Below are 25,619 nucleotides of genomic sequence, written 5' to 3' on the forward strand. Positions count from 1 at the left end.
CCGCGCGTTCAGGCGTGGCCGGCAAGCACCTTTGCCATGGCCCGCGCAAGTTCGGAGCGCGAGTAGGGTTTGCGCAGCAGTTCCCAGCTCTGCGGCACTTCTCGGTCGGCATCCAGCAACTCGGACGAGAAGCCCGACATCAGCAACACCGCCAGCCGGGGAAAGCGCTGCTGCACCTCGATGGCCAGCCGCGTGCCTCGCATGCCGGCGCCCAGGGCGATGTCGCTCAGCAGCAGGTCGAAAGGCCCGGCGCCTGCGTCCAGCGCCGACAACGCCTGCTCGGCCGTGGCGGCCGTGACTACATCGCAGCCCAGCGTGGCAAGGAAGGTGTGCACCACTTTGCGCACCTCCGCGTCGTCCTCGACCAGCATCACACGCAGTCCGGGCGGAATCGTTTCGTCGGCACGTTCGTCCTCGGTGGCCGGCGGTCCGGCTTCTTCCTGTTGCGGCAGGTAGAGCGTCACGGTAGTGCCCCGGCCCGCCTTGCTGTCGATCGCGACCGCGCCCCGGGACTGGTTGACGAAGCCGTGCACCGTGCTCAGGCCAAGCCCGGTGCCGCGGCCGGCGTCCTTGGTGGTGAAGAAGGGCTCGAAGGCGCGCTCCTTCACCTCCTCGGACATGCCCGTGCCGCTGTCAGCGATGGAGATTGCGACGAAGCGCGCGGCTGCGTTGCTGTTCGGGTCGTTGCGTTCGCTGCGCAGGGCCTCCGGCAACGCACCGCACAGCTCGGTGCGAAAACGCAGCGTGCCGCCTTCGGGCATGGCGTCACGCGCATTGATCGCAATGTTGAGCAGCGCCGATTCCAGCTGCCCCGCGTCTGCCACCACAGGCGGACAACCAGGCGCGGTGTCGATTTCGATGCGAATGCGCTGGTCCAGCGTGCGCCGCAGCATGTCGGCCAGGGAGTGCAGCAGCGCATGTGTGTCGACGGCGATCGGCTGCAGCATCTGCCGGCGGGAAAACGCCAGCAGCTTGCCGGTGAGTTCGGCTCCCCGTCGCGTGGCGCGTGTGGCGGCACCCAGCAACTGCTGGGCGTAACTGTCCTGCGCAAGTGCGGGCAGTTCTTCCAGAACCTGGAGGTTGCCCTGGATGACGGTCAGCAGGTTGTTGAAATCGTGCGCGATGCCGCCCGTGAGCTGGCCGACGCTCTCGAGCCGCTGAGCATGGTTGAGCGCCTCCTCGGTCTGCACGCGCTGCAGGCTGGTGGCAAGCAGGCTGGACAGCGACTCGAGAAAGCGCACTTCTTCGTCGCCGAAGCGCTTGGACTCCTTCGAGCGCACCGACAGCATGCCGATTACCCGCCCCCGGTCGGACAGCGGCACCGCGAGTGCGCTGACCAGTCCGGCGTCGAGGTAGGCCTGGGGCACGACGAAGCGATGTTCCTTGCCATAGTCCGGCACCACGACCGGCCGGCCTTGGGAGAGCACGAAACCCGGCGGGGTGTCGGGGCGATTGGCAAGGCGCGAACCTATCTCTTCACCGGCGATCAGGCCGATGCCGCTGACTACGCGAAACTCGAGGCCGTTGCTGTCGAGCAGCCACACCATCGCGACCTCGACTTGCAAGGCCGTTGTGATGATTTCCGGCACATGCTCGAGCACCACCTGCAGATCGCGCGTGTCGACTGCCAGGCGCCCCAACTGGGCCAGGTGCTCGCTGTAGCGGGCGCGTTGCAGTGCCTGCTTCACGCGCGGGTAGGCGCCGATGTCGCGGATGGCGGCCACGACGAAGGGCAGGCCATGGTTCTGCAGCGGGCTGAGCGCGATCTCGACCATGACCTCGCTGCCATCCTTTCGCTTGGCCACCAGCTCCATCTGCGTGCCCATGGGGCGAGGGCGGGGGGAGCGGCCATAGGCCTCGCGGTAGGAGGCATGGCGCGGGCGGATGCTGTCGGGCACCAGCACGTCGACGTTCAGGCCCACCAGTTCTTCCACCGCATAGCCCAGCAGCGCGGCTGCCGAGGGGTTGGCCAGCATGATGCTGCCGGACTGGTCCACCAGCAGCAGCGAATCGGGGTAGGCGATGAAGAGCGAGCGGAACACGCTGCTTTCCTCGATGCCCGACGGCAAGCCCTGGATGGGCACGTCGAGCAGGAAAGGCGGGTTGCGTGCAGCGTCAGCCATGGGAAACCGGCGGCACCAGGATGTAGCCTGCGCCTCGCACCGACTTGATGAGCTGCGGGTCGTCCGCATCCGCCTCGATCTTCTTGCGCAGCCGGCCGACCTGCACGTCGATCGTGCGGTCGAAGGGGGCGGCTTCGCGTCCGCGTGTCTGCTCGAGCAGGAAGTCGCGCGACAGCACGCGGCCGGGATGGCGGGCAAAGGCTTGCAGCAGGTCGAACTCGCCGCCGGTCAGCGGCACTTGCTCGCCTTGCGGGTTCCTGAGGCTGCGCGCGGCGGTGTCGAGCTGCCAGCCGGCGAAGCTCAGCTTGTCGGGAGAGGCTGCAACGGGCGCCGGGGACGCGGGTGTCTCGGGCGTGAGCCGGCGCAGCACCGCCTTCACGCGCGCCACCAGCTCGCGCAGGTCGAAGGGCTTGGTCACGTAGTCGTCGGCCCCAACCTCAAGGCCCACGACCTTGTCCACAGCATCGCCCCGGCCGGTGACGATGACGAGGCCGCAGCGCCAACTCTCGCGCACGTGGCGCGCAATGGTGAAGCCGTCTTCGCCGGGCAGGCCGAGATCGAGCAGTACGAGGTCTGCGGGATCGGTGTCCATCAGCGCCATGAGGGCCCGGCCGTTGTGGACCTGGGTGACACGGAAACCGTGGCCCTGCAGGTAGTTGGCCAGCAGCAGCGTGATGTCAACCTCGTCGTCGAGCACCGCGATGTGGGAGGCAGGTTTCATACAAGGGCAAGGAAATAGAGCACGAATGTTGTAAACATCCTGAATCGAAGGGGAGCGTAGCACGCAAGCCTCGTTTGCGGCTCTCTTTGCAGCCGTGCCGTCGGCCGTAGCGTCCAGCGATAAAGGATGTGCGATCTTGTGCAGCCTTTGATCCCGCGCAAGCCTGGCAGGGCGGCGCGGCGTCAGCATTCGTGTGAACGCCCCATCGGGGCAAGAGGACACACATGAACTCCGACTTCACTTTTCCGCTGGCGCTGTGCAAGGCGCAGTACGGCATCTGGCTGCACTCGCTCGAAATGTTCGAGACGATCGGATCGCGCATCCTGCAGGACGGCATCGCACTGACCCGCGCCGAGACGGATGCCGTCACGCGGGCCGAGGACTGGCGGGCGTTGGCCATGGCGCCGATGCATGCGTTCCGGCGCTCGGACACGAGCGATGTTTCCCACACGCCACCGGTAGCCATCGAGGCCACACCATCCCGGCGGGCCGTGGTGAACGACGCCTTGCGCACCCTGCACGGGGCATTGGCCGCGGCACCGTCCGCACGCCGGCAGCATGCTGGTCGCAAGGCAGCCGCGACGCGGAGGAAAGCGTGACGCTCTCGACCATCTCCGTGCACCTCGACTACACCGAGCGGTGCGAGGTCCGCACCCGTCTGGCGGTGCGGATCGCCAGGCTGATGCAACCTGGCGCCGCCACCTGCTTGCGCGGAAGAAGCGGCCGATGGGCCGATGTGCTCGTGGAGCACTGACGCGCACGGCTACAGCAGCCCCTGGTTGGCGGCCGCGATCACCGCATGCGCACGCGTGCGCACCTGCAGCTTGTGGCAGATGTTCTTCATGTGGGCGCAGACCGTCCGCCCGCTGATCGAAAGATGGCGGGCGATGTCTTGCGTGACGTGGCCTTCGGCAACGAGCCGGAGCACCTCGCGTTCCCGCGCCGAGAGCACTCCGCGGGGGCCGCCTTCGGCTTCCCGCAGTGCAAGGGGAGCATTTCCAAGTCGCATCAGCAGGTGCCGGATCACGCTCGGCGACACCGCCGCGCCGCCATTGACGACCTGCAGCACCGCTTGCGCGAAATCCTGGAACCAGGAGTTCTTGACGAGATAACCCCATGCACCCGCGGTGAACGCCCGGCGCACATGAACCTCGTCTTCCAGAGCCGAGTGCACGATGACTTCGACCGAACTGCAATGGCGTCGGGCGCTCTCGATAAGTTCGAATCCCTTGCCGCCGCCGAGCCGGACATCGATGATGAGCACGTCGAATTCATGCTGTGTCAGAAGGCGCTTGCCTTCCTGCAGGCTGCCCGCTTCGCCGACGATACGCACGCGCGCGTCTGTGGCCAGTTCGCGGGCGATTGCACGCCGCGCATCGGCGTCTTCGTCGATCACCAGCACCCGCACCGGCTTCTCGGGCTGGCCGGTCAGGAAGCCCGGCCATGAATTCGCCGGTACCCGATTCGTCTCCTGCGCAGGGGCGCTTTCGATCTTCGCGAGCCAGTGCGGGGCGCCACGCGTCAGCGGTGACGGCTCGGGTGGGACTGCATCCAAGGATGGCTCCATGCTGTTGCTGAAGTTCAGTTCAGGCTGAAGGAGTCCATGGCGTCAGAGCACTGCGGACCACGAGCCCGAGATGCGGCTTTCGAGTTCCGCGATGCCCACGTGGCACAGGTCGTTGTTCAGCGTGGCCTTGAGCCGCTGGGTGACCGCTTCGCTCAGCTGCGCCTTCAATTCGCCCATGAAAGGGTTCGAGGCGAAAAGCGTGAGGGAGGCGTACTCGCCGACCTTCAGGCCCGCCTCCAGCCGCTGGGCGATTTCCTTCGCGAAGCGCTGGTGCTCCTTGCGCCGTGCGTCGCTGCGCGGCTCGAAATGGTTGAGGCCCCGGCTGTTGTCGGCGGCCTGGCTGCCGGGACGGTCCGGCTCGAGTTCCCTGGCGTGCAGCCGGCTTGCATCGTGTGCGAGGGTTTCGACTGGCACGAGCGGCGACTTGGCGGTGTCTCGGCGAAAGATGCGTGCCGATGCGGCATTGGCGATAACGATCAATTGGGTCTTCATGACGCTTCCCGGAGTAAGGGCGATGCCCAAGACTAGGACGCGGATTCGCGGCAGACTTTGCGCTGGATCAACTCCCGCCCCCTTGCCCGGGCTGCTTGCACGGCGCGCGAGGCGGGTCTTTGACCGCCCTGGACTCTGTCAGCGACCGAGCCGCTCGAAGAATTCGAAAATGCCCATGCCTGCCAGCATCGCGGCCACGAAGACAAGGGCCTTGACTTCGCCCATTCCGAGGGCGACGAGGCCCGGGCCGGGGCAGAAGCCTGCGATGCCCCAGCCGATGCCGAAGAGCAGGCTGCCCGCGATCAGGCGACGGTCGATTTGGCGCGCCGAGGGCAGGCGCATCTCGGCCCCGAGGATGGATACCGTGCGACGCCTTGCCAGCATGAATGCGACCATGCCGACGGCGATGGCGCCGGCCATGACGAAGGCCAGGGACGGGTCCCAGGCGCCGGAGAGGTCGAGGAAGCCGAGCACCTTGGCCGGATTGGCCATGCCGGAGACGATGAGGCCGAGCCCGAAGACCAGGCCGGCGAGCAGCGAAGCGAGAACGAGCATGAAATCCCCTCAGGCACCGAGCAGATGACGTGTCACGAACACCGTGGCAAAGCCGGCGCCCATGAATGCGGCCGTGGCCACGAGCGAGCGCGGCGACAGGCGGGAAAGGCCGCAGACCCCGTGGCCGCTGGTGCAGCCAGACCCGTAGCGGGTGCCCAGGCCGACGAGCAACCCCGCCAGGATCAGCGTGCCGTAGTTCGCGTCGATCTGCGGCCTGGGCAGCGCCGCGAAGAGCAGGTAGACCAGCGGTGCGCCGACAAGCCCTAGCGTGAAGGCGGCGCGCCAGGCTATGTCGCCCCTGATCGGCCCGAGGAGCCCGCCGATTACGCCGCTGATGCCTGCGATGCGCCCGTTGAGCAACACGAACATCGCTGTGGCGATGCCGACGAGCACGCCGCCGGCCAGCGCTGCGAACGGGGTGAAGTGGTTCCAGTCGATGGCCATCATTCCTCCTTCGGGCAGTAGAGGCGGTAGAGAACCGCGAGGATTTCCAGCATCGCCGGGTCGGCCACGCTGTAGAAGATGTTCTTGCCGTCGCGACGGGTGTTGACCACGCCCTCGTTGCGCAGCACGCCCAGTTGCTGCGACAACGTGGGCTGGTGAATGCCCAGCTTCTGCTCCAGATCGCTCACGCACATCTCGCCTTGCGACAGTTGGCACAGGAGGAGGAGGCGGTCTTCGTTAGCCAGGAGCTTCAGCGCCACGACCGCCTTGCCGGCGGCTCCGCGCAGGAGTTCAGGGTCAATGGCCAGGGATGAGTGCTTCATGAGTTCCGGGCTTCGCTTTCGATTGACATATTATATTCAAATATATATTGTTATGACGGGCAACGGAACATCCATGGATGGAGCACTCATGACAGCACGCACGACGACCCAAGGCTTTTTCGATCCCGCGACATGGACGATTTCCTACGTCGTGTGGGAGCACGCCACCAGGCATGCCGCGGTCATCGACCCCGTGCTGGACTACGACTTCAAGTCAGGGCACACCGGCACCGCGTCGGCAGACAAGCTGCTTGCCTATGTCCGCGACCACGGCCTGAGCGTCGACTGGATCCTGGAGACCCATGCGCACGCCGATCATCTGTCCGGCGCCCGCCACGTCCAGGAGCAGGTCGGCGGAAAGATCGCCATCGGCGAGAACATCCGCGTCGTCCAGTCGACCTTCAAGAAGCTCTTCAATCTCGAACGCGGCTTCCTGCCGGACGGAAGCCAGTTCGATCACCTGTTCAAGGATGGCGAAGTCTTCAGGATCGGCGACGTCGAAGCCACCGCCTTGCTGGTGCCGGGCCACACCCCCGCAGACATGGCCTACCTGGTGGACGGCGCCGTCTTCGTCGGCGACACGCTCTTCATGCCCGACCTCGGCAGCGCACGCGCCGACTTTCCCGGCGGCGATGCGCGCCAGCTCTACGGGTCGATGCGCAGGCTGCTGGATCTGCCGCCCGACACCGCCGTGTACGTCTGCCACGACTACCCGCCGGCGTCGCGGCAGGCACGCTGGCAGAGCACCGTGGCGGAACAGCGCGCACACAACATCCATGTGCGCGACGGCATCGGCGCCGACGAGTTCGTCGCGATGCGCACGGCCCGCGACGCGACGCTGGACGTGCCGACGCTCATCCTCCCGTCGATCCAGGTGAACGTGCGGGCGGGGCGACTTCCTCAGGCCGACGACAACGGCGTTGCGTACCTGCGCATTCCGTTGAATGCGCTCCCGGTGCACCGCTCCCCGGCCCGGAGCTAGCCGGGCAGGGTGGGTTCAGTGCGCCTCGGTCAGCTGATCGAGGATCGCCGGGTTCTCCAGCGTCGACACATCCTGCGTGATCGCCTCGCCCTTGGCCACCGAGCGCAGCAGGCGGCGCATGATCTTTCCGCTGCGCGTCTTGGGCAGGTTGTCGGCGAAGCGGATCTCCTTGGGCTTGGCGATGGGGCCGATCTCCTTGCCGATCCAGGCGCGCAGCTCGGCCGCCAGGCGGTCGGCTTCCTTGCCCTCGGGGCGGGGCTGCTTGAGCACCACGAACGCGCAGATCGCCTCGCCGGTGGTGTCGTCTGGCCGGCCGACCACCGCGGCCTCGGCCACCAGCGCCGTGCAGGCCACGAGCGCCGATTCGATTTCCATGGTGCCCATGCGGTGGCCGCTGACGTTCAGCACGTCGTCGATGCGCCCGCCGATGGTGAAGTAGCCCGTGAGCGCATCGCGAGCGGCGCCGTCGCCCGCCAGGTAGTAGCCGCGCAGCTCCGTCGGGTAGTAGCTCGAACGGTAGCGCGCGTCGTCGCCCCACACCGCGCGGATCATGCTCGGCCAGGGCTTCTTGATGACCAGCAGGCCGCTCTCGCCGTTGGGCACGTCGTTGCCCATCTCGTCGACGATGGCCGCGGCGATGCCCGGAAAGGGCAGGGTGCAGGAGCCCGGCACGAGGTCGGTGGCACCCGGCAGCGGCGTGATCATGTGGCCGCCGGTCTCGGTCTGCCACCAGGTGTCGAGCACCGGGCAGCGGCCGCCGCCCACGTGCTTGCGATACCACTCCCACGCGGCCGGGTTGATCGGCTCGCCGACCGAGCCCAGCACGCGCAGGCTGCGCAGGTCGTAGCGGTCGGGGTGAACGGCGGAGTTGCCTTCGGCTGCCTTGATGAGCGAGCGGATGGCGGTGGGTGCCGTGTAGAAGACCGTGACGCCGTGCCGCTCGATCATCTGCCAGAAGCGCCCCGCGTCGGGGAAGGTGGGCACGCCCTCGAACACCACCTCCGTCGCGCCGATGGCCAGTGGGCCGTACGCGATGTAGGTGTGGCCGGTGACCCAGCCGATGTCGGCCGTGCACCAGAACACGTCGTCGTCGTGCATGTCGAAGGTCCACTTCGTGGTGAGTGCCGCATGCAGCAGGTAGCCGCCGCTGCAGTGCTGCACGCCCTTCGGCTTGCCGGTGGAGCCCGATGTGTAGAGCAGGAAAAGCGGATGCTCGGCGCCCACCCATTCGGGTTCGCAGTGGTCGCCCTGTGCTTCAGTGATCTCGTGCATCCACAGATCGCGCGGCGTCCATGCAATGGGCCCGCCGGTGCGGCGGTAGACGATGACCGACTCCACCGCCTCGCAGCCGCCCAGTGCGAGCGCCTCGTCGACCATTGCCTTGAGCGGCAGTTGCTTGCCCGCGCGCACCTGCTGGTCGGCTGTGATGACCACGGCGGCGCCGGTGTCCGCGATGCGGTCGCGCAGCGCGTGCGCCGAGAAGCCGCCGAACACCACCGAGTGCACCGCGCCCAGCCGCGCGCAGGCCTGCATCGCGACCACGCCTTCGACCGACATCGGCATGTAGATGACGACACGGTCGCCTTTCTTCACGCCGCGCGCCTTCAGCGCGTTGGCCATGCGGCAGGTCTGCGCGAGCAGTTGCGAATAGGTTGTGCGGGTGACCTTGCCGTCGTCCGACTCGAAGATGATCGCCACCTTGTTGCCCTTGCCGGCCTCCACCTGGCGGTCGAGGCAGTTCCACGAGACGTTGAGGGTGCCGTCCTCGAACCAGCGGTAGTAGGGCGCATCGCTGCTGTCGAGCGTCTTGGTGAACGGCGTTTTCCAGCCGATGAATTCGCGCGCAAGGCGAGCCCAGTAGCCCTCGTGGTCGGCATCGGCCTCGGCCACAAGGGCGTCGTATGCGGCGCGACCGGCGATATGCGCGGTGCGGGAGAGTGCTTCCGGGGGCGCATAGACCGGAAGACGGGACGGGAGATCGGGAGCGTTCATGTCTCGTGTCTTTCGTGGGGGTGGTGGCGCGATCTTGCCGACGGTGAAGGAGAAAACCTTGCGCCAGCGCAAGCTTCGATGCGGCGCGTGCACTCCTAATGGGGCCATCGCACACAAGGAGACTCCATGGAAGACGATCTGGTCGCGCGCATTGCCGCGAATCCGCAGTACAAGCAACTCAAGCGCCGGCGCGACCGCTTCGGCTGGACGCTGGCGGTGCTGATGCTCGCCGCCTACTACGGCTTCGTGCTGCTGGTGGCCTTCGACAAGGAGTTCCTGGCGCGACGCATGGGCGAAGGCGTCATGACCCTTGGCATGCCGATCGGCTTCGGCGTGATCGTCTTCACCGTGGCCATCACCGGCTACTACGTGCGCCGTGCGAACGCGGAGTTCGACACCCTGTCCGACGCCGTGGTCAAGGCCGTGCAGAAGGTGGCCAAGCCATGAACGCACATCTCCTGCGCATGCGGTCCGCCGCCGTCCTTCTTGCCTTGGGAGCGGTTTCGGCGGGCGCTCTTGCGGCTGGCGCCGACCTGGGCCAGCTCCAGCGGCAGCCCACCAACTGGACCGCCATCGGCATGTTCGCGCTGTTCGTGGTGGGAACGCTCTTCATCACCAAGTGGGCCGCGGCGCGCACCCGCTCGGCATCCGACTTCTATACGGCCGGCGGCGGCATCACGGGCTTCCAGAACGGGCTTGCCATTGCCGGCGACTACATGTCGGCAGCGTCGTTCCTCGGCATTTCGGCCGCAGTGATGGCCACCGGCTATGACGGGTTGATCTATTCCATCGGCTTCCTGGTGGGCTGGCCGGTCATCACCTTCCTGATGGCCGAGCGGCTGCGCAATCTCGGCAAGTTCACCTTCGCCGACGTGGCGGCCTTCCGCTTCAAGCAGACCCCGGTGCGCATCTTCGCGGCCTCGGGCACGCTGGTGGTGGTGGCGTTCTACCTGATCGCGCAGATGGTGGGGGCAGGGCAACTCATCAAGCTGCTGTTCGGCCTGGAGTACTGGATCGCGGTGGTCATCGTGGGCTCGCTCATGATGGTCTACGTGCTCTTCGGTGGCATGACGGCCACCACCTGGGTGCAGATCATCAAGGCCGGCCTGCTGCTGGGCGGCGCGAGCTTCATGGCGGTGTCGGTGCTGTGGCACTTCGGCTTCAGCCCAGAGGCGATGTTCGCCGGTGCGGTGAAGGTCAAGACCGACCTGGCGCTCAAGGACGGCAAGACCGCCCAGGTGGCGGCGAGCATCGGACAGTCGATCATGGGCCCGGGCAACTTCGTGAAGGACCCGATCTCGGCCATCTCCTTCGGTATGGCGCTCATGTTCGGCACGGCCGGCCTGCCGCACATCCTGATGCGCTTCTTCACGGTGCCCAGCGCCAAGGAGGCGCGCAAGTCGGTCATGTGGGCCACAGGCTGGATCGGCTACTTCTACCTGCTGACCTTCATCATCGGCTTCGGCGCCATCACCTTCGTGCTGACCAACCCCGACTTCCTCGACGCCAAGGGCGTGCTCAAGGGCGGCGGCAACATGGCGGCGATCCACCTGGCCAATGCGGTGGGCGGCAACGTGTTCCTGGGCTTCATCTCGGCGGTGGCCTTCGCGACCATCCTCGCGGTGGTGGCGGGCCTCACGCTGTCGGGCGCGTCGGCGGTGTCGCACGACCTGTATGCCACCGTCATCAAGAAGGGCGACGCCGGCAGTGCGGCCGAGCTGCGCGTGTCCAAGATCACCACGCTGGCGCTCGGTGCGCTGGCGGTGCTGCTGGGCATCGTGTTCGAGAAGCAGAACATTGCCTTCATGGTGTCGCTGGCCTTCGCCATCGCGGCCTCGGCCAACTTCCCGGTGCTCTTCATGTCGGTGCTCTGGAAGGGCTGCACCACGCGCGGCGCGGTGATCGGCGGCTTCCTCGGGCTGGTCTCTTCGGTGGCGCTGACGGTGGTGTCGCCTTCGGTCTGGGAGGCCACCTTCGGCTACCCGGCGGGGTCGGCGCCGTTCCCGTACACCTCGCCGTGCCTGTTCTCGATGAGCATCGCGTTCGCGAGCATCTGGCTGTTCTCGGTGCTGGACCGCAGCGCGCGCTCCCAGGTGGACCGCGGCGGCTTCCTCGCCCAGCAGGTGCGTTCCGAGACCGGCATTGGCGCGCATGGCGCGAGCGGGCACTGAACGAGCCTGCACGCTGGCCACGGCCCGGCACCGTGGTCAGTCAGCGCCTATCAGCACCTTGACATGCGCTGCGGCGCTGCGGGCGAGGGCGCTGAGCGCGTAGCCGCCTTCCAGGCAAGAGATGACGCGCCCGTGGCAATGGCGCTGCGCCACATCCATGATCTGCCGTGTGACCCAGGCGTAGTCGCGCTCCACCAGGCCGAGGTTGCCCATGTCGTCCTCCCGATGCCCGTCGAAGCCCGCCGAGATGTAGACGAGCTGCGGCGCGAAGGCTTCGAGCGCCGGCAGCCAGCGCCCGGTGACAGCCGCGCGGAACGCATCGCTGCCCGAACGCGCGGGCAAGCCAATATTCACCATGTGCGAGCCGTTGTCGTCTTCGCCCGAGAAGGGGTAGATGCCCTTCTCGAAGATGGAGCACATGAGCACGCGATCGTCGCAGCGGAAGATGTCGGCGCTGCCGTTGCCGTGGTGCACGTCGAAGTCGATCAGGGCCACGCGCTGCAGGCCGTGCACGTCCAGCGCATGCCGGATGCCCACTGCCACATTGTTGAAGAAGCAAAACCCCATGGCCGCTTCGCGCACCGCATGGTGGCCGGGCGGGCGCACGTTGCAGAAAGCCGTGGACGCCTTGCCCGCCAGCACCAGGTCGGTTGCCAGCACCGCAGCACCGGCGGCGCGCAGCGCGGCCTGCACGGTGTGCGGGTTCATGAGGGTGTCGGGGTCGACGAAGCGGTGGCCTTCGGTGGGAGCGGCGGCAATGAGTTCGCGCACGTACGACATCGTGTGTGCGCGCGCCAGCTGGGTGCGCGTGGCAAGGGGCGCATCGTACGGCGCCATGTAGTCGAGCAGGCCCGCGATCAGCAGCCGGTCATGGATGGAGGAAGACCGCTCGGGGCATTCCGGGTGGCCCGCGCCCATGTCGTGGTGCGCGCAGTCGGGATGGGTGATGTAGGCGCTGAGCATGCGAGTTCCTTCGGAGTCCCGGGGGCGGTACGCGCGGAAGGCTCGCTGCCAGACGCGACCCCGAAGTGGGTTGGGGAAGTTTCACTCTAGGCAAACAGGCGCATGTCGCTGTTGCGCTGTATCAAGCAAGCGGACGACAAGCGCCGCATTCGCTACGGCTGGAATGCCGGCACGGTGTTGACGTGCATCAAAGGCCGTGGGAGGTGCGGTCCGCAGAATCGCCCGCACTGTTCACGAGGTACGAATGCAATCCCTTCTTTATTCCGGTCTTCTCGATCTTCCATGGTGGGGCGCGGTGCTGTCCGCGCTGGCGCTCACGCACGTCACCATCGCTTCGGTCACCATCTTCCTGCACCGCCACCAGGCGCATCGCGCGCTCGAACTGCACCCGGCGGTAAGCCATTTCTTCCGCTTCTGGCTGTGGCTGACCACCGGCATGGTGACGAAGGAGTGGGCCGCGGTGCACCGCAAGCACCACGCCAAGTGCGAAACACCCGAAGACCCGCACAGCCCGCAGGTGTACGGGCTCAACAGGGTGCTGTGGGGCGGCGTATTCCTCTACGTGCGCGAAGCGGGGCATGCGGAAACCCTCGAGCGCTACGGCCACGGCACGCCTGACGACTGGCTGGAGCGCAATCTCTATTCGAAGCACAAGATCCTCGGCATCGTGCTGATGGGCATCGTGAACATGACACTCTTCGGCGTAGCGCCGGGCGGCCTGGTCCTGCTCACGCAGATCGCGTGGATCCCGTTCTGGGCAGCCGGCGTGGTCAACGGCATCGGCCACTACTGGGGCTACCGCAACTGGCCCGCCCGTGACGCCAGCACGAACATCTCGCCGATCGGCATCCTGATCGGCGGGGAAGAGCTGCACAACAACCACCACGCCTTTCCCAGCTCGGCCAAGCTTTCGAGCAAGTGGTTCGAGTTCGACATCGGCTGGCTCTACATCCGCACGCTGCAGGCCCTGGGGCTGGCGACGGTGAAGCACGTGGCGCCCACGCCGCGCCTCGTCGCGCCCAAGGCGAATGTCGATCTCGCCACGGTGCAGGCAGTCATCCGCTGCCACTACGACGTGCTGTCGAACTACTCGCGCTCGCTGAAGAAGGCCTGCGCAGTGGAGCTCGGTCGCCTGCGCCGCATGTCGCCTGAAGCCGCGCGTGCCCTCAAGGCCGTGAAGCCATTGCTGGGCAAGGACCAGGGCCTGCTCGGCCCGTCGCGATACCAGCAGGTGATACAGGCGTTGAATGCATCGCAGGCACTGACTACTATGTATTCCATGCGCGGGGAGTTGACCGCCTTGTGGAGCCGTTCCGCCGCCACTGGCGAGCAGCTTGCCAGGCAGTTGCAGGACTGGTGCCAGCGCGCCGAGGCGAGCGGCATCGCACCGCTGGCGGACTTTTCCCGCCGCCTGCGTTCCTACGCCTGAACGGCCCTGCGCCGAAAGGATGCGATTGAGGCTTGCGTAATGGTTTGGCGATTCGATGTCTGCAACGGCGATGCCGACGGCCTCTGCGCCGTCGTGCAATGGCGGCTGCACGAGCCCGGGCCGGCAGAGCTCGTGACGGGGCTCAAGCGCGACATCGCGCTGCTCGGCCGCGTCCAGGGACAAGCCGGCGACGAAGTCAACGTGTTCGACATCTCGATGCAGCGCAACCGCGGCGAACTGCAGCGCCTGCTCGACGACGGCCTGCGCGTGCGCTACTTCGACCATCACGCCGCCGGCGAGGTGCCGGTGCACCCGAACCTGGAGGCGCACATCGACGAGGCGAGCGATGTCTGCACCAGCCTGCTGGTCGACCGCCACCTGGGCGGAGCGCATCGCGCCTGGGCGCTGGTCGGCATCTATGGCGACAACCTGGGCGCAGTGGCCGACCGGCTGGCGCTCGAAGGCGGCTTCGAGCCCGGCGACTGCGCCGGGCTGCGCCGGCTGGGCGTGCTGATCAACTACAACGCCTATGGCGAGTTCGAGCACGACGTGCGCATCGCACCCCGCCTGCTGTTTCCGCTGATGGCGCGCTACCCGGACCCGCGCGACATGCTGGCGCACGAGAGCGTCGTCGACGAGATCGATGCAATGCGCCACAGCGACCTGCGGCTGGGTGCGGACGCCGCCGTGCTCTGGCAGGGGCCTCAGGGCAGCGTGCGCGTGCTGCCCGATGCGCAGTGGAGCCGGCGCGTGCAGGGCTGTCTTGCCAACGAGCTGGCAAACGGCGAGCCCGGCTGTGCGCATGCGGTGCTGAAGGTGCAGGGCGACGGCTATGTCGTCAGCGTGCGCGCGCCGCTGGCACTTCCGCGCGGCGCCCATGCGCTGTGCAGCCGCTTCGGCGGTGCCGGCCGCTCGCGCGCGGCGGGCATCGACCGGCTGCCGCGTGGTGACTTGTCGCGCTTTGTCGAGGCTTTCGCCGAGGCGTCCTGGAGTTAGCGCGCCAGACGACGTTGCAGAGGCGAGGATTCCTTGCGCTATCGCAAGGGGAGGACGGGCAGGGACGCATAACGTTGCGGCATGAAAGCACTCGTATACCGGGGCCCCGGCCTCAAATCGCTCGAAGACCATCCCAAGCCGGAGATCCAGGCGCCGGGCGACGCCATCGTCAAGATACTCAAGACGACCATCTGCGGCACCGACTTGCACATCCTCAAGGGCGATGTGCCGACCTGCACGCCGGGCCGCATCCTCGGGCACGAGGGTGTGGGCGTGATCGAGAGCGTCGGCGCCGGCGTCACGGCTTTCCGCCCGGGTGACCATGTGCTGATCTCGTGCATCTCTTCGTGCGGCAAGTGCGAGAACTGCCGCCGCGGCATGTATTCGCACTGCGCTACCGGCGGCTGGATTCTCGGCAACACCATCGACGGCACGCAGGCCGAGTACGTGCGCATTCCGCATGCGGACACCAGCCTGTATCCCGTTCCGCCCGGCGCGGACGAAGAGGCGCTGGTGATGCTCAGCGACATCCTGCCGACCGGCTTCGAATGCGGCGTGCTCAACGGCAAGGTCGCGCCCGGCAGCACGGTGGCCATCGTGGGCGCCGGGCCGATCGGCCTGGCCACGCTGCTCACGGCCCAGTTCTATTCGCCGTCGCAGATCATCCTGATCGACCTGGACGACGGCCGGCTCGAGGTTGCGCGCCGCTTCGGCGCGACGCACACGATCAACAGCACCGACGGCAAGGCAGCCGAGGTGGTGCTCGCGCTGACAGGCGGGCGCGGCGTCGACGTGTCGATCGAGGCGGTCGGCATACCGGCCACCTTCGTGCTGTGCCAGGACATCGTGGCGCCAGGCGGCACCATCGCGAACATCGGCGTTCACGGGCACCCGGCCGAGCTTCACCTGGAGCGGCTGTGGTCGCAGAACATCGCGATCACCACGCGGCTGGTCGACACCGTGTCCACGCCGATGCTGCTGAAGACGGTGCAGTCTCACAAGGTGGACCCGGCCCTGCTGATCACGCACCGCTTCACGCTGGACCAGGTGCTGGATGCCTACGACACCTTCGGGCGCGCCGCCGAGACGCATGCGCTCAAGGTGATCATCGAAGCGTAGGCAGTGGATTTTCCGGTCCATTTCCTGCGCCAGGACGCGGCGCACCACCTTGCGGGAGCATCCATGAACTTCAAGACCATATTCGTTCACCTGGACCACTCGGTCCGCAGCCCCGTGCGGGCCGCGATGGCGGCCCAGTGGTCTCGAGTGCACGAGAGCCACCTGGTCGGGCTGGTGCCCACGGGCCTGTACGACGGCGTGATTCCCGCCGACGCCATCGCCACCGGCATGACCGACTACATCGCCGAGTCCGCCGACTACCTGCATCGGCGAGCCGAAGCCATCGCGCGCGAGTTCAGGGAAGGCATCGCCGGATCAGGGCCCTTGTCGTACGAGGTGCGACTGGTCGATGGCGCCACGGTGGACGCCGTTGTGCGGTACGGGCGCGCGAGCGATCTCGTGGTGCTCGGACAGGAAGACGACTCGAACAGGAAAGACACCACGGTGCGCGGGCTCGCCGAGCAGGTGCTGATGGAAGTGGGGCGACCGGTGCTGGTCGTGCCTTCGGCCGGTATGTTCGGGGGGATCCCGAAGAACATCGTTGCGGCCTGGGACGGCTCGCGTGAAGCCGCCATGGCCCTTCAGGCGGCATTGCCGGCGCTGCGGCGCGGGGCACGCGTCACGCTCCTGTCGCTGCGCCACCCGCGCGACGAAGACAACACGCAGCAGCTGCTGGTATCGGACATGATCCTGTTCCTGCTGAGGCACGGCGTGCAGGCGCGCGCCGAGTCCGAGGTGACCGAAATCGACGTCGCGGACGCGTTGCTGTCGCGGGTTTCGGACCTGAGCGCCGACCTGCTGGTGATGGGCGGCTACAGCCACTCGCGCCTGCGCGAGCGGATCCTGGGGGGCGTGACGCGGCAGATCCTTGCGCAGATGACGGTGCCGGTCCTGATGGCGCACTGAGGCGGCAGGGCGCCTTGGCGCCTTTTCGCTATTCTTTGACGTCATTGAATCGCAAACACGCCACATGGACACCACACTGGTCAACGCACTGCGAGAGCAACTCCAGCGGGAGACCGGGCAACCCGTGGCCTTGGTCGAGACGCACATCTCCTGGGTGCTGCTGACGCAGACGCAGGCCTTCAAGCTCAAGAAGCCGGTACGCCTGCCGTTCCTGGACTTCGGCAGCGTCGAGGCCCGAAAGCACTTCTGCGAGGAGGAGCTGCGCCTCAACCGACGCTTTGCTCCTTCGCTCTACATCGACGTGGCACCGGTCTGCGGCACGCGCGAGTCGCCGCGCATCGGTGGCGCCGGCACGGTGATCGACCACGTGGTGCGCATGCTGCGTTTCCCCGATTCGTCGCTGCTACGCAATCTGCTGGTGGAAGACCGGCTGCAGCTCGCGTTGCTCGACGGCTTCGCGCAGCGGTTGGCGGCTTTGCACGTGGCCGCGGAGCGAGCGACGCCGGTGTCAGGCTTCGGCAGCCCCGACTCGATTATTCGAGCGGCTACGGATGTGCTGGCCGCGTTGCGGGCACAGGGCGACGACAGCCGCCTCGCCACCCTTGCAGCACTGGACACGTGGGTTCGGGAGCAGGGCAAGTTGCTGCGCATGGCATGGATCGCCCGCCAACAGGGCGGCTCAATACGTGAATGCCACGGCGACCTGCACACGGCCAACGTGGTCCTGGTCGACGGTGCGCTCATGCCCTTCGACTGCATCGAGTTCGACCCGGCGCTGCGCTGGATCGACGTGATGAGCGACCTTGCATTCCTCACCGTGGACCTGAAGGCCCATGGCCACGACGATCTTGCGTTCCGCTTCCTGGATGCCTCGATGCAGCACAGCGGTGACTACCCGGGCCTGCAGGTGTGGCGCTTCTACGAGGTTTATCGGGCGCTGGTGCGGGCGATGGCCACGGGGCTGGGTCCAAGGCCCCCGGATGGCGAGGCCCGCCCCGACTACCTTGCCTGCGCGACGCGGCTGACGACGCAGCCGGAGGAGGGCACCCGCCTGATGATCACGCACGGCTTGTCGGGCTCGGGAAAATCCAGCGTTGCCTTGCAACTGTTGTGTGCCGCGGGCGCTGTCCGCGTGCGGTCGGACGTGGAGCGCAAGCGCCTGTATGGCCTCGATCCGCTGGCGCGATCCGTCGCCCTTGGGCTCGACATCTACGGCGCGCAGGCAACCCTGCGGACTTTCGAGAGACTGCGCGCCTGCGCCCGCGATGCGCTGCTGGCGGGCTATCCGGTGATCGTGGACGCGGCCTTCCTGCGCGGCGCCGAGCGACGCAGCTTCGAAGCCCTGGCAACCGAGCTCCGCGTGCCTTTCACGATCCTGAATTGCCGCGCAGCCCCGGCCACGTTGCGCCGCCGCGTGGCCGAGCGCAACGCGGCAGGCACGGATGCCTCGGAAGCCGGCCTCGCAGTGCTGGAGCGTCAGTTTGAATGGCAAGACCCGCTGGAGGCCGACGAGCGCGCGCTGGCCATCGAGGTCTCCACGGAAGACCCCGTAGACATCGCGCTGGTCGCAGCGCGCTGGCGCGCTGCGACCGCGAACCGCTGAACCCTCACTGGCTGGCGAGCGTCCCGCTCGGCAGTGTGAAACGCTCGTGTTCGGTCTTCGCGCTTTCGGGAGCACGCACCAGCAACACCGGTACGGGCGACAGGCGCAGGATGTGCTCCGCGCTGCTGCCCATGACCCAGCGGCCGATTCCTCGACGGCCGTGAGTGCCGATCACGATCAGTTCGGCCTTCGATGCTTCCGCCTCGGCGATGACCTGGTCGTGCACGGTGCCCTTGAAGCTGTCGAGCAGCACTGTGTCGGCTTCGACGCCTGCTCCCGCAGCCGTGGCCCGCGCGGCTTGGAGCAGCTTCGTGGCGTTGCCGCGCAGCTCTTCGAGCCAGTTGCCGGCATGGCCCGCGTAGGCATCCATGGCCAGCGCGAAGGACAGCTCGTCGATGACGTGCGCCAGGCGCAGGCGTCCGCCCGTGAGCTTTGCCAGCTTGATGGCTTCGGCCAGGCCATGGCTGGATGTGGAACTGCCGTCAATGGGAACAAGAATTCGCTGGTACATGGCACGACTCCGGTTTGTTGAATGGATCGGTTCAGTATCCGCACGGGCGCTCCGCGCGGCTTGACATTGATCAAGTGCGAAGCTGCGACTGGACGGGATTTGATCTGGAACAAACCCGCGCGTGAATGAAAGCGCGACCCTTGAGGCATGCACAGGACAACCCTCATGACCCACGCCACCGTTCGCATCATTCGCCAGGAGCACGCCGCGCTCGCCGCCGTGCTCCGTTCCATCGTCATGCTGCTCGAGCAACACCGAAAGAAGGGCACCTTGCCCGATTTCGCGACGCTGCGAGCCATGCTTTTCTACGTGGACGAGTTTCCGGAGAAGCGCCACCACCGCAAGGAAACCGAACTGCTGTTTCCCAAGCTGCGCGCCAGGACGCCGATCTCGCGGGATCTGCTCGACAAGCTCGACGGCGACCATGCCAAGGGCGAACGCAGGATCCGCAACGTCGAGCACGCCTTGCTCGCGTTCGAGATGCTGGGCGAGTCGCGGCGCGAAGAATTCGAGAAAACGGTCGGCGAGTATGTCGACTTCTACCTGAGCCACATGGCGCTGGAGGAGCGCGAGATCCTGCCGCTGGCCGAGCGGGTGCTGACCGAGAACGACTGGCGCGACCTGGACGAGGCCTTCGCGCAGAACCGCGACCCCATGACCGGGCACGTGCCCGACCTCGAATACAACGCGCTCTTCACGCGCATCGTGAATATCGTTCCCGCGCCCATCGGCCTGGGCCCGGCCCTCTAGGCCGGTAGCCGCAGGCCGACCGGAAAGAGCAGGGCGGTCATCAATTGGATGCCGCCCCTCAGATCGATTGCGGCGACAGCGTGACCGGGCGCACCACGTCTCGCGAATCTTCCGCGCTTCTGACGGCGGTGCCGAAGGCCTGAAGACGCGCTGCACAGCCGCCGTCATCGACCTCGCGCATCGTGACCGAAGAGCTCAGGATCGGCGCGCGACCCATGAAGTCGCTGATTTCTGCTGCCGCGTTCGGTGCCCCCTGGCCACCCATGACCGAGAGCACGGCGACGTCGGGCAGCCGATAGCGTTGGCGCGCGACGAAGCTGCGCATGGGGCCGGCGAGCTGCAGCATCCATATCGGCGACACCAGCACGACGGCATCGAAGTCGCCGGGCGGCGGACCGTCGTAGTGAATGGCGGGCTATCGCCGGAAGAACGAATCGAGCACACAACGCAAGCTGCCGAGAGCGCCGCTGCGAGGGCGCACCTCGGTGACGCTCGCGAGTTGCCAGCTCTGCTGGCTGCACAGGAGCTCCGCGACCTGGCGGGAAGTGCCCGTGTAGGAATAGACGATCACCAGGACGTTGTTCATGCTTGCCTCTGCTGCGTTCATGGACAGTCAATGTAGGCAGCGTCGGAAGCCGCGGCCTTGCGCTGCATCAAGGCGAGGCGCCGGGTGCGCGAGGACCATCCTTGCACCGGAGAACGTCTCCGCCGAAGGAACCATCATGAAAATCCTGCTTGCCGTCGATGGCAGCGACTACACGAATCGCATGCTGTCCTACCTGACCACGCACAAGGAATGGGCGAATGCGGGCCACGCCTTCACCGTCTTCCATGCGGTGCTGCCTGTGCCGCACCGAGCCGCAGCTTTCGCAGGGCCGGACATCGTGCACGGGTACTACGAAGACGATGCGCGGGTGGTGCTCGAGCCCGTGCGCGCTTTACTGGCCAGGAACGGCATTGAAGCCCGCTTCGAGCACCGCATCGGTCATCCCGCCGAAGAGATAGCTTCGTTCGCGCAGAAGGGGCAGTTCGACCTCGTGATGATGGGTTCGCGGGGCCATGGCACCTTGACCAACCTGGTACTGGGGTCGGTTGCCACCAAAGTGCTGGCTGCGTGCACGGTGCCGGTCTTGCTGGTGCGTTGAATGAGTGCCGCAACCCTGGCACGGGGCGTGATCGTGGCCGCCTTCGGTGCATTCGCACTGGCAGGCGGAACGAGCGCCTGGTCGCAGACGCGATCGTCGTGCCTTGAGCGCACGTCGTCGGGACTGCAAGGGTCTGATTTCGTGGCGGCCGCGGCGCGTCAGTCGCCTGCGGTGGTGAGCGTGACAGTCACGGGCACGGGCAACGACTGGGTTGCCAACAGCGATCAGCGCGCGCCGGCGCAATGGGGCCGCGGCGTTGAGCGCGGTTTCGCGTCAGGGTTCATCTTCCGCCGCGACGGCTACATCCTGACCAGTGCGCACGCGGTGACCGGTGCCCAGGCGATCTCCATCGTCACCGAGGACCAGCGCCGCTTCGATGCCGAAGTGATTGGCATCGACCGCCGCACCGACGTGGCGCTGCTGCGGGTCGCGGCGTCCGATTTGCCGGTCGTCACCGTGGGCCGCAGCAGCGAGCTCTGCCCGGGCGAATGGGTCGCCGCGATGGGTGCCCCATTCGGCTTCGAGCGCAGCGTGACCGCCGGCGTGGTGAGCGCCAATCCGCGTTACGTGCCTGGTGGGAGCGGGGTGCCGCTGATCCAGACCGACGTCGTGCTCAACCCGGGCAACTCGGGCGGGCCGTTGTTCGACGAACGGGGCAGGGTGGTCGGCATGAACTCGATGGCCTACTCGCCCGGCGGTGGGTACTCCGGCATGTCGTTCAGCCTGCCGATCGACACGGCGATGCACATTGCGGACGAGCTTCGTATCACCGGGCGGGTGATGCGGGGGCATATCGGTGCCCGCATCCAGCCCCTGACCGTCGAACTCGCGCCGGCCTTCGGGCTCGATACCGCATTGGGAGCGCTGGTGGTGCGCGTCGACCCGGACAGCCCCGCCGAGCAGGCTGGGCTTCGCAGCGGCGACGTCGTGCTGGCCGTCGATGGCGCTGCCGCAATGCCCTATGCCGACATACAGGATCGTGTAGCTGGAGCCCGCAAGGGCAGCCTGCTCGCACTGAAAGTCTGGCGCCACAGGACGCCGTTGACGATGCAGGTAGGCGTGGCCGAGATCCCACCGGACCTCGCGCCTCGGCTGGCCGCGCGTGCCTTGCCGCAAGAGACGCGCTTCGGGCTCGAACTCTCGGAGCGAAAGGGTGTGCTGGGCATCAGCCTTCTGGATCCCGGCCTCTTTGTGCAATCGGCCTCGGGTTCGGCCCAGCGGGCGGGGTTGCGCTACGGCGACATGCTGATCGCGGTCAACGACGTGCAAGTGGCCGGCCTGGCAGATTTCGATGCAGCGATCCAGTCCATCAAAGAGAGTGACACGGTCGCTTTGCTGGTCATGCGCGGCTCGACCCGCAGCTATGTGCCGATTCTTCCGCGCGGTCCGCAACGTGCCCCTGTGGCGCGAGGCGCGGGCGATGCCACCGCACGGACGCCGTGAGATTGATCCTGCGCAAGGTCGCGCGTGGCCGCCCGCCCAAGAATGACCGCAGGCAATGCCAATCACCCATAACGAGGTCGTCCCATGAACAACATCACATTGAGTGGAGCCCTGCAAACCCTGGGGTTCTGCATCGCCACGCTCCTGGCCACGGGTGTTCTCGTGCTTGCGGGTCTGAGCGAGCGCAACTCTGCGTCGGGCAACCTGATTTCCGTCTCCCACACAACGAAAGACTCACGATGAACTCCAGCCGCCGCACCTTCATGCTCACGCTTGCCGCGACGGGCGCTGCCATTTCCGCCCCCAGCTCGTTCGCACAGGCCCGGCTTGAAGAAAAGGATCCGCAGGCCGCGGCTCTGGGCTACGTCGCCGATTCGTCGAAGGCCGACGCGAAGAAATTTCCCAAGCACGACAACGCCCAGTTATGCAGCGGTTGCGCGCTCTGGCAATCCAAGCCGACGGACGCGCAAGGTAACTGCGCGTTGTTTGCTGGAAAACAGGTCAGTGCCAAAGGCTGGTGCAGCGCTTGGGCCAAGAAGGCCTAGCAGCGCAACTTGAGTGTTGCTGTCGAAGGGTACCTTCGCTTCCGTGTCGAGCGCGTCCGCGCACACGTCATGGACCGGCCGCGCGAGGCGACGGCCGGACACACGGGAAAGTAGGGCTACCTCAGCAAATGAAGACGCTCAAGAACTTTGGCAGCTGTAGCTGTCCGCCGAATTCACGTCGCCGCTGCCCTTGTATTTCGGAAAGGTCGGGTACTTGCACAAGGGGCGCGCAAGTACCGGAGCTTTGGTCGTCGAATCCAGCTTCGTCGCCACGATGTTTTGCGTGGAGGGCTTTGTGCCGCCCTCTCGCCACTTCGCGACTGCGTCCACAAGGTCGACGGTGTCAGGACCGACACCGCCGGCGCAATGCTGAACGCCCGGCTGGAGGAAAAACTCCATCGAGGCATCCCGCGTGGATGCGCCGCCGACCGTGGTCGCTACATCGTTGAAGTACTTGATCGAGCCCTTGTAGCTGATCGCCCAGTCGTTCGTTCCATGGGCAAGGATCATCTTGCCGCCCTGCCCGAAGAAGGAGCGAAGGTCCGGCGTCGCATCGAGCGTGGTGGCCGCGAGCCGCAGTCCCGCGGAGTAGAACTCCGGATCGAAGCCAAGCACGTTGAAGGCCGGATCGCCCGTGACCCAGTACTTCACGAGGCCGCTGCCGAACTGGAACTGGAGGCCGGTTCCGCCGATGGCGGAGCCTGTCACCCACAGGGGCCAGCCCTGGTCTTCGCCGCCAGGTCCCCAGCCGGGGTAGACGGTTGTCCCGTCCTTACGCTTGAGCTCGGAGTAGATCGTGTTGGCAGTCGCGATCTGTGGATCGGTCAGGCATGTGTCGGCATCGCCTGCCGTGCAGCGCAACACCGCCGGGTTGAACGTGCAGGCTTCCTGGTTGCTCACGATGCCATCGGCAATACCATCCAGTGCGTCGCACTGAGCGGTGATGGTCTTCCCGATAAGCGAGACCTTCGCATCGCTGAGTTGCCCGCCCGGCGCAGCGAGCGCCTTTCCGTTCGCAACGAAGGCCTGGAACAGTTCGGTAAAAGAGTAGGCCGGCGCTCGCACGACGATGCCGTCGAAGTCGTTCGGGAAGCGCGTGGCCTGGATCAATGCCTCCCTGCCGCCATTGGAGCAGCCCTCGAAATAGCTGAACGCGGCATCCGAGCCATAGCGCTTGCGAACGATCTCCTTGGTGACCTCATTGACCGAATGGATCGAGAGATAGCCGAAGTCCGCCTGAGCCGTGGGATTGTTCAGGAAGGCCGAAGCGTCCAAGGCGTCTCCCTGACGCCCGCCATCCGAGGCCACGAGTACGTAGCCGGCAGTTGCACCGCTTGGCGAGACGGGCGTGATGTTGATGCTGCCGTCCCAACCGCCGCCGCCGGCATACAGGAGCTTGTTGTTCCACACAGTGGGGAGATGCACTTCGAAGTTGAGCGTGCCGTGCAGGATGCCCGTGACCTTGCAGTACTCCGCAGCTCCTGCTGCCGCCGGGACGAGCGTCGCCTCTTTGAGCGCTGCACCGGCAAGCGAAGCGCCGGCGAAGATCGAGCACTTCTCCTGCGCTGTCGCAACCGGTGTCGGCGGCGGTGTTTGCGTTGGCGCCGGTGTCGGGAACAGCACCGGCCAGTTGCCTGCGCCGTCACCTCCGCCGCCGCAGGCGGTCAGCAGGATGGGAATGCTCAGCAGCGCGTAGCCTGCCATCGAGAGAGGGTTTCTCATGATTTGTCTCCTGTTCGTACTGCCACATAAACTCAGACGACTCAGGCCGTCGCCTGCGCAGCGCATGCTAGGCACTAAGGCCGAGGAAGAAAGTCTTTCCGATGACAAATCACGCGCAGACCATTTCGATGTTGCGAGCGGCTGCTTGGGCTGGCGGACTGACGCGCGACCAACTTCAGCGCGTCGAACTGGAAACGCAGGACCGCTTCTATTCGGCTGGTGAGATCGTCTGCCACAAATCAAGCGCGGCGACGCACTGGATCGGAATCGTCGAAGGGATGGTCAAAGTGGACGTCCTTTCGGCGGACGGCCGAAGCACCACATTGACCGGGGTCACCAATGGCGGTTGGCTCGGGGAAGGTTCCGTTCTCAAGGGGGAGTTGCGTCCCTATGGCGTTGTCGCGCTGCGCGACACCCGCATTGCGTTGATGCCGAGCCAGACCTTTCACTACTTGGTCGCCAACAGCTTGAGCTTTTGCCATTTCATGATCGATCAGCTCAACGCAAGGCTCGGCCAGTTCATTGCGCTGGCCGAGAGCTATCGGATGCACGACATCAGTTCGCGTGTGGCGGGCTGCCTAGCTGAACTCTTCAATCCTCAACTCAACCCCCAGACCCATCCAGTCCTGCATATTTCGCAGGAGGAGATTGGCCGGCTGGCCGGAATTTCCCGCCAGGTCGCCCATCGTGCCCTGCACGAGTTGGAGGAAGCGGGCCTGCTTCACATCCGCTACGGAAGCATCGACGTCCTGAACGTCGATGGCTTGCGGGTGTACGCGCGCGAGCACTCGGAGTAAGGGCCTCGTGCCATTCGACGGCAGCGTAAGACCTCGTGCCTTCGGGTCAGGATGTCATCGAGCCGGAGGCTTCAGAAGCATTCCAGGTAGCGCCGTGCGGCGAGGAGTTGCCACGCTTTCTTTCGAGTTCACCAAGTCGAGCTACCTCGACTTCGAGCATGCGAATGCGCGATTCCAAGTCCGCTACATAGGACTCGTCCATACCTTCAAGCGCCAGTATCAATTTCCGCCAGAAGCCTGGCGCAGGTTTTTCCGTAGCACCGCGGTCATCACTCATTTTGATTTCCCCAGTTCAAGTGCTTGCAAAGGGTCGTACACGG

30 protein-coding genes are annotated in these 25,619 nt (G+C 66.2%); 16 read left to right on the top strand and 14 right to left on the bottom strand.

The window, feature by feature from the left end:
• Positions 1–8: 8 nt before the first annotated feature.
• Together ACZYSP_RS02290 and ACZYSP_RS02295 are read right to left on the bottom strand one after the other, a co-directional pair.
• On the bottom strand, positions 9–2,123 hold the full coding sequence (locus ACZYSP_RS02290) for a PAS domain S-box protein (RefSeq protein ID WP_489012910.1): 2,115 nt from the start codon (positions 2,121–2,123) through the stop codon (positions 9–11).
• Positions 2,116–2,844, bottom strand: coding sequence for a winged helix-turn-helix domain-containing protein (locus ACZYSP_RS02295; protein ID WP_093074276.1), 729 nt, complete (start codon positions 2,842–2,844; stop codon positions 2,116–2,118). Before ACZYSP_RS02295 ends, ACZYSP_RS02290 begins: the two co-directional genes overlap by 8 nt.
• A gap of 224 nt (positions 2,845–3,068) precedes the next feature.
• Here ACZYSP_RS02295 and ACZYSP_RS02300 point away from each other — a divergent pair, with 224 nt between their 5' ends.
• Together ACZYSP_RS02300 and ACZYSP_RS02305 are read left to right on the top strand one after the other, a co-directional pair.
• Positions 3,069–3,443, top strand: a complete 375-nt coding sequence (locus ACZYSP_RS02300; protein ID WP_489012911.1) for a hypothetical protein — start codon at positions 3,069–3,071, stop codon at positions 3,441–3,443.
• Positions 3,440–3,598 (top strand): hypothetical protein, encoded by a 159-nt coding sequence (locus tag ACZYSP_RS02305; protein WP_489012912.1) that lies wholly within the window; start codon positions 3,440–3,442, stop codon positions 3,596–3,598. The genes ACZYSP_RS02300 and ACZYSP_RS02305 overlap by 4 nt, the downstream gene beginning before the upstream one ends.
• Positions 3,599–3,607: 9 nt before the next feature.
• On the opposite strand, the gene ACZYSP_RS02310 is transcribed toward ACZYSP_RS02305, so the two are convergent.
• The 5 genes from ACZYSP_RS02310 to ACZYSP_RS02330 all read right to left on the bottom strand — a co-directional run bounded on the left by ACZYSP_RS02310 (position 3,608) and on the right by ACZYSP_RS02330 (position 6,225).
• Entirely contained in the window at positions 3,608–4,399 is a 792-nt protein-coding gene (locus tag ACZYSP_RS02310; RefSeq protein ID WP_489012913.1) for a response regulator, read from the bottom strand.
• A 54-nt stretch (positions 4,400–4,453) separates the two neighbouring features.
• On the bottom strand, positions 4,454–4,903 hold the full coding sequence (locus ACZYSP_RS02315; protein ID WP_093074270.1) for a host attachment protein: 450 nt from the start codon (positions 4,901–4,903) through the stop codon (positions 4,454–4,456).
• A 138-nt stretch (positions 4,904–5,041) separates the two neighbouring features.
• The gene (locus tag ACZYSP_RS02320; protein ID WP_426388624.1) at positions 5,042–5,458 is read right to left on the bottom strand and encodes a DUF6691 family protein; all 417 of its coding nucleotides are present in this window, start codon (positions 5,456–5,458) and stop codon (positions 5,042–5,044) included.
• A 9-nt stretch (positions 5,459–5,467) separates the two neighbouring features.
• Entirely contained in the window at positions 5,468–5,902 is a 435-nt protein-coding gene (locus tag ACZYSP_RS02325) for a YeeE/YedE family protein (RefSeq protein ID WP_489012914.1), read from the bottom strand.
• Positions 5,902–6,225: an ArsR/SmtB family transcription factor gene (locus ACZYSP_RS02330; RefSeq protein ID WP_093060072.1), complete on the bottom strand. Its 324-nt coding sequence runs from the start codon at positions 6,223–6,225 to the stop codon at positions 5,902–5,904. The genes ACZYSP_RS02325 and ACZYSP_RS02330 overlap by 1 nt, the downstream gene beginning before the upstream one ends.
• 88 nt (positions 6,226–6,313) lie before the next feature.
• On the opposite strand from ACZYSP_RS02330, the gene ACZYSP_RS02335 reads away from it, so the two are divergent.
• Positions 6,314–7,207 carry an MBL fold metallo-hydrolase gene (locus ACZYSP_RS02335; RefSeq protein WP_489012915.1) on the top strand — a complete coding sequence of 298 codons (894 nt, stop codon included), beginning with the start codon at positions 6,314–6,316 and terminating at the stop codon, positions 7,205–7,207.
• 15 nt (positions 7,208–7,222) lie between these two features.
• Here the strand turns inward: ACZYSP_RS02335 and acs are convergent, their stop codons facing one another.
• The gene (gene acs, locus ACZYSP_RS02340) at positions 7,223–9,199 is read right to left on the bottom strand and encodes an acetate--CoA ligase (RefSeq protein WP_489012916.1); all 1,977 of its coding nucleotides are present in this window, start codon (positions 9,197–9,199) and stop codon (positions 7,223–7,225) included.
• Positions 9,200–9,325: 126 nt separating this feature from the next.
• Between acs and ACZYSP_RS02345 the strand changes: the two genes are divergently transcribed.
• Both ACZYSP_RS02345 and ACZYSP_RS02350 read left to right on the top strand, forming a co-directional pair.
• Positions 9,326–9,646, top strand: coding sequence for a DUF485 domain-containing protein (locus ACZYSP_RS02345; protein WP_093060066.1), 321 nt, complete (start codon positions 9,326–9,328; stop codon positions 9,644–9,646).
• The gene (locus ACZYSP_RS02350; RefSeq protein WP_489012917.1) at positions 9,643–11,370 is read left to right on the top strand and encodes a cation acetate symporter; all 1,728 of its coding nucleotides are present in this window, start codon (positions 9,643–9,645) and stop codon (positions 11,368–11,370) included. Before ACZYSP_RS02345 ends, ACZYSP_RS02350 begins: the two co-directional genes overlap by 4 nt.
• Before the next feature lie 36 nt (positions 11,371–11,406).
• Here ACZYSP_RS02350 and ACZYSP_RS02355 read toward each other — a convergent pair whose 3' ends face one another.
• Positions 11,407–12,333, bottom strand: coding sequence for a histone deacetylase family protein (locus tag ACZYSP_RS02355; protein WP_489012918.1), 927 nt, complete (start codon positions 12,331–12,333; stop codon positions 11,407–11,409).
• Between the two features lie 244 nt (positions 12,334–12,577).
• On the opposite strand from ACZYSP_RS02355, the gene ACZYSP_RS02360 reads away from it, so the two are divergent.
• The 5 genes from ACZYSP_RS02360 to ACZYSP_RS02380 all read left to right on the top strand — a co-directional run bounded on the left by ACZYSP_RS02360 (position 12,578) and on the right by ACZYSP_RS02380 (position 18,386).
• Positions 12,578–13,762: a DesA family fatty acid desaturase gene (locus ACZYSP_RS02360; protein WP_489012919.1), complete on the top strand. Its 1,185-nt coding sequence runs from the start codon at positions 12,578–12,580 to the stop codon at positions 13,760–13,762.
• A gap of 39 nt (positions 13,763–13,801) precedes the next feature.
• The gene (locus ACZYSP_RS02365) at positions 13,802–14,758 is read left to right on the top strand and encodes a hypothetical protein (protein WP_489012920.1); all 957 of its coding nucleotides are present in this window, start codon (positions 13,802–13,804) and stop codon (positions 14,756–14,758) included.
• Positions 14,759–14,839: 81 nt separating this feature from the next.
• On the top strand, positions 14,840–15,877 hold the full coding sequence (locus tag ACZYSP_RS02370) for a zinc-dependent alcohol dehydrogenase family protein (RefSeq protein WP_489012921.1): 1,038 nt from the start codon (positions 14,840–14,842) through the stop codon (positions 15,875–15,877).
• Positions 15,878–15,940: 63 nt separating this feature from the next.
• Positions 15,941–16,783, top strand: a complete 843-nt coding sequence (locus tag ACZYSP_RS02375; protein WP_489012922.1) for a universal stress protein — start codon at positions 15,941–15,943, stop codon at positions 16,781–16,783.
• 64 nt (positions 16,784–16,847) lie between these two features.
• Entirely contained in the window at positions 16,848–18,386 is a 1,539-nt protein-coding gene (locus ACZYSP_RS02380; RefSeq protein ID WP_489012923.1) for a bifunctional aminoglycoside phosphotransferase/ATP-binding protein, read from the top strand.
• 4 nt (positions 18,387–18,390) lie between these two features.
• Here the strand turns inward: ACZYSP_RS02380 and ACZYSP_RS02385 are convergent, their stop codons facing one another.
• Complete coding sequence (locus ACZYSP_RS02385) at positions 18,391–18,897, bottom strand: universal stress protein (RefSeq protein WP_093060133.1); 507 nt, start codon at positions 18,895–18,897, stop codon at positions 18,391–18,393.
• A gap of 165 nt (positions 18,898–19,062) precedes the next feature.
• Between ACZYSP_RS02385 and ACZYSP_RS02390 the strand changes: the two genes are divergently transcribed.
• Positions 19,063–19,647, top strand: a complete 585-nt coding sequence (locus ACZYSP_RS02390; protein ID WP_093060135.1) for a hemerythrin domain-containing protein — start codon at positions 19,063–19,065, stop codon at positions 19,645–19,647.
• Positions 19,648–19,705: 58 nt separating this feature from the next.
• Here the strand turns inward: ACZYSP_RS02390 and ACZYSP_RS02395 are convergent, their stop codons facing one another.
• Positions 19,706–19,993 carry a hypothetical protein gene (locus ACZYSP_RS02395; RefSeq protein WP_489012924.1) on the bottom strand — a complete coding sequence of 96 codons (288 nt, stop codon included), beginning with the start codon at positions 19,991–19,993 and terminating at the stop codon, positions 19,706–19,708.
• Positions 19,994–20,062: 69 nt separating this feature from the next.
• A complete protein-coding gene (locus ACZYSP_RS02400) occupies positions 20,063–20,233 on the bottom strand; it encodes a hypothetical protein (protein ID WP_489012925.1) in 171 nt (56 codons plus the stop codon).
• A 136-nt stretch (positions 20,234–20,369) separates the two neighbouring features.
• On the opposite strand from ACZYSP_RS02400, the gene ACZYSP_RS02405 reads away from it, so the two are divergent.
• The 4 genes from ACZYSP_RS02405 (at position 20,370) to ACZYSP_RS02420 (ending at position 22,780) form a co-directional block, all read left to right on the top strand.
• Entirely contained in the window at positions 20,370–20,792 is a 423-nt protein-coding gene (locus tag ACZYSP_RS02405; protein ID WP_093074244.1) for a universal stress protein, read from the top strand.
• Entirely contained in the window at positions 20,793–22,235 is a 1,443-nt protein-coding gene (locus tag ACZYSP_RS02410) for a trypsin-like peptidase domain-containing protein (RefSeq protein WP_489012926.1), read from the top strand. It begins immediately after the preceding gene.
• A gap of 84 nt (positions 22,236–22,319) precedes the next feature.
• Positions 22,320–22,478 (top strand): hypothetical protein, encoded by a 159-nt coding sequence (locus ACZYSP_RS02415; protein WP_489012927.1) that lies wholly within the window; start codon positions 22,320–22,322, stop codon positions 22,476–22,478.
• Positions 22,475–22,780: a high-potential iron-sulfur protein gene (locus ACZYSP_RS02420; RefSeq protein ID WP_093074240.1), complete on the top strand. Its 306-nt coding sequence runs from the start codon at positions 22,475–22,477 to the stop codon at positions 22,778–22,780. Before ACZYSP_RS02415 ends, ACZYSP_RS02420 begins: the two co-directional genes overlap by 4 nt.
• 138 nt (positions 22,781–22,918) lie before the next feature.
• On the opposite strand, the gene ACZYSP_RS02425 is transcribed toward ACZYSP_RS02420, so the two are convergent.
• The gene (locus ACZYSP_RS02425) at positions 22,919–24,502 is read right to left on the bottom strand and encodes a tannase/feruloyl esterase family alpha/beta hydrolase (protein ID WP_177142284.1); all 1,584 of its coding nucleotides are present in this window, start codon (positions 24,500–24,502) and stop codon (positions 22,919–22,921) included.
• 101 nt (positions 24,503–24,603) lie between these two features.
• Between ACZYSP_RS02425 and ACZYSP_RS02430 the strand changes: the two genes are divergently transcribed.
• Positions 24,604–25,299 (top strand): Crp/Fnr family transcriptional regulator, encoded by a 696-nt coding sequence (locus tag ACZYSP_RS02430; protein WP_093074236.1) that lies wholly within the window; start codon positions 24,604–24,606, stop codon positions 25,297–25,299.
• Positions 25,300–25,345: 46 nt separating this feature from the next.
• On the opposite strand, the gene ACZYSP_RS02435 is transcribed toward ACZYSP_RS02430, so the two are convergent.
• On the bottom strand, positions 25,346–25,576 hold the full coding sequence (locus ACZYSP_RS02435) for a Med9 domain-containing protein (protein ID WP_307614247.1): 231 nt from the start codon (positions 25,574–25,576) through the stop codon (positions 25,346–25,348).
• Positions 25,577–25,619: the final 43 nt, after the last annotated feature.

It is taken from the genome of Variovorax sp. F042, assembly GCF_057814215.1.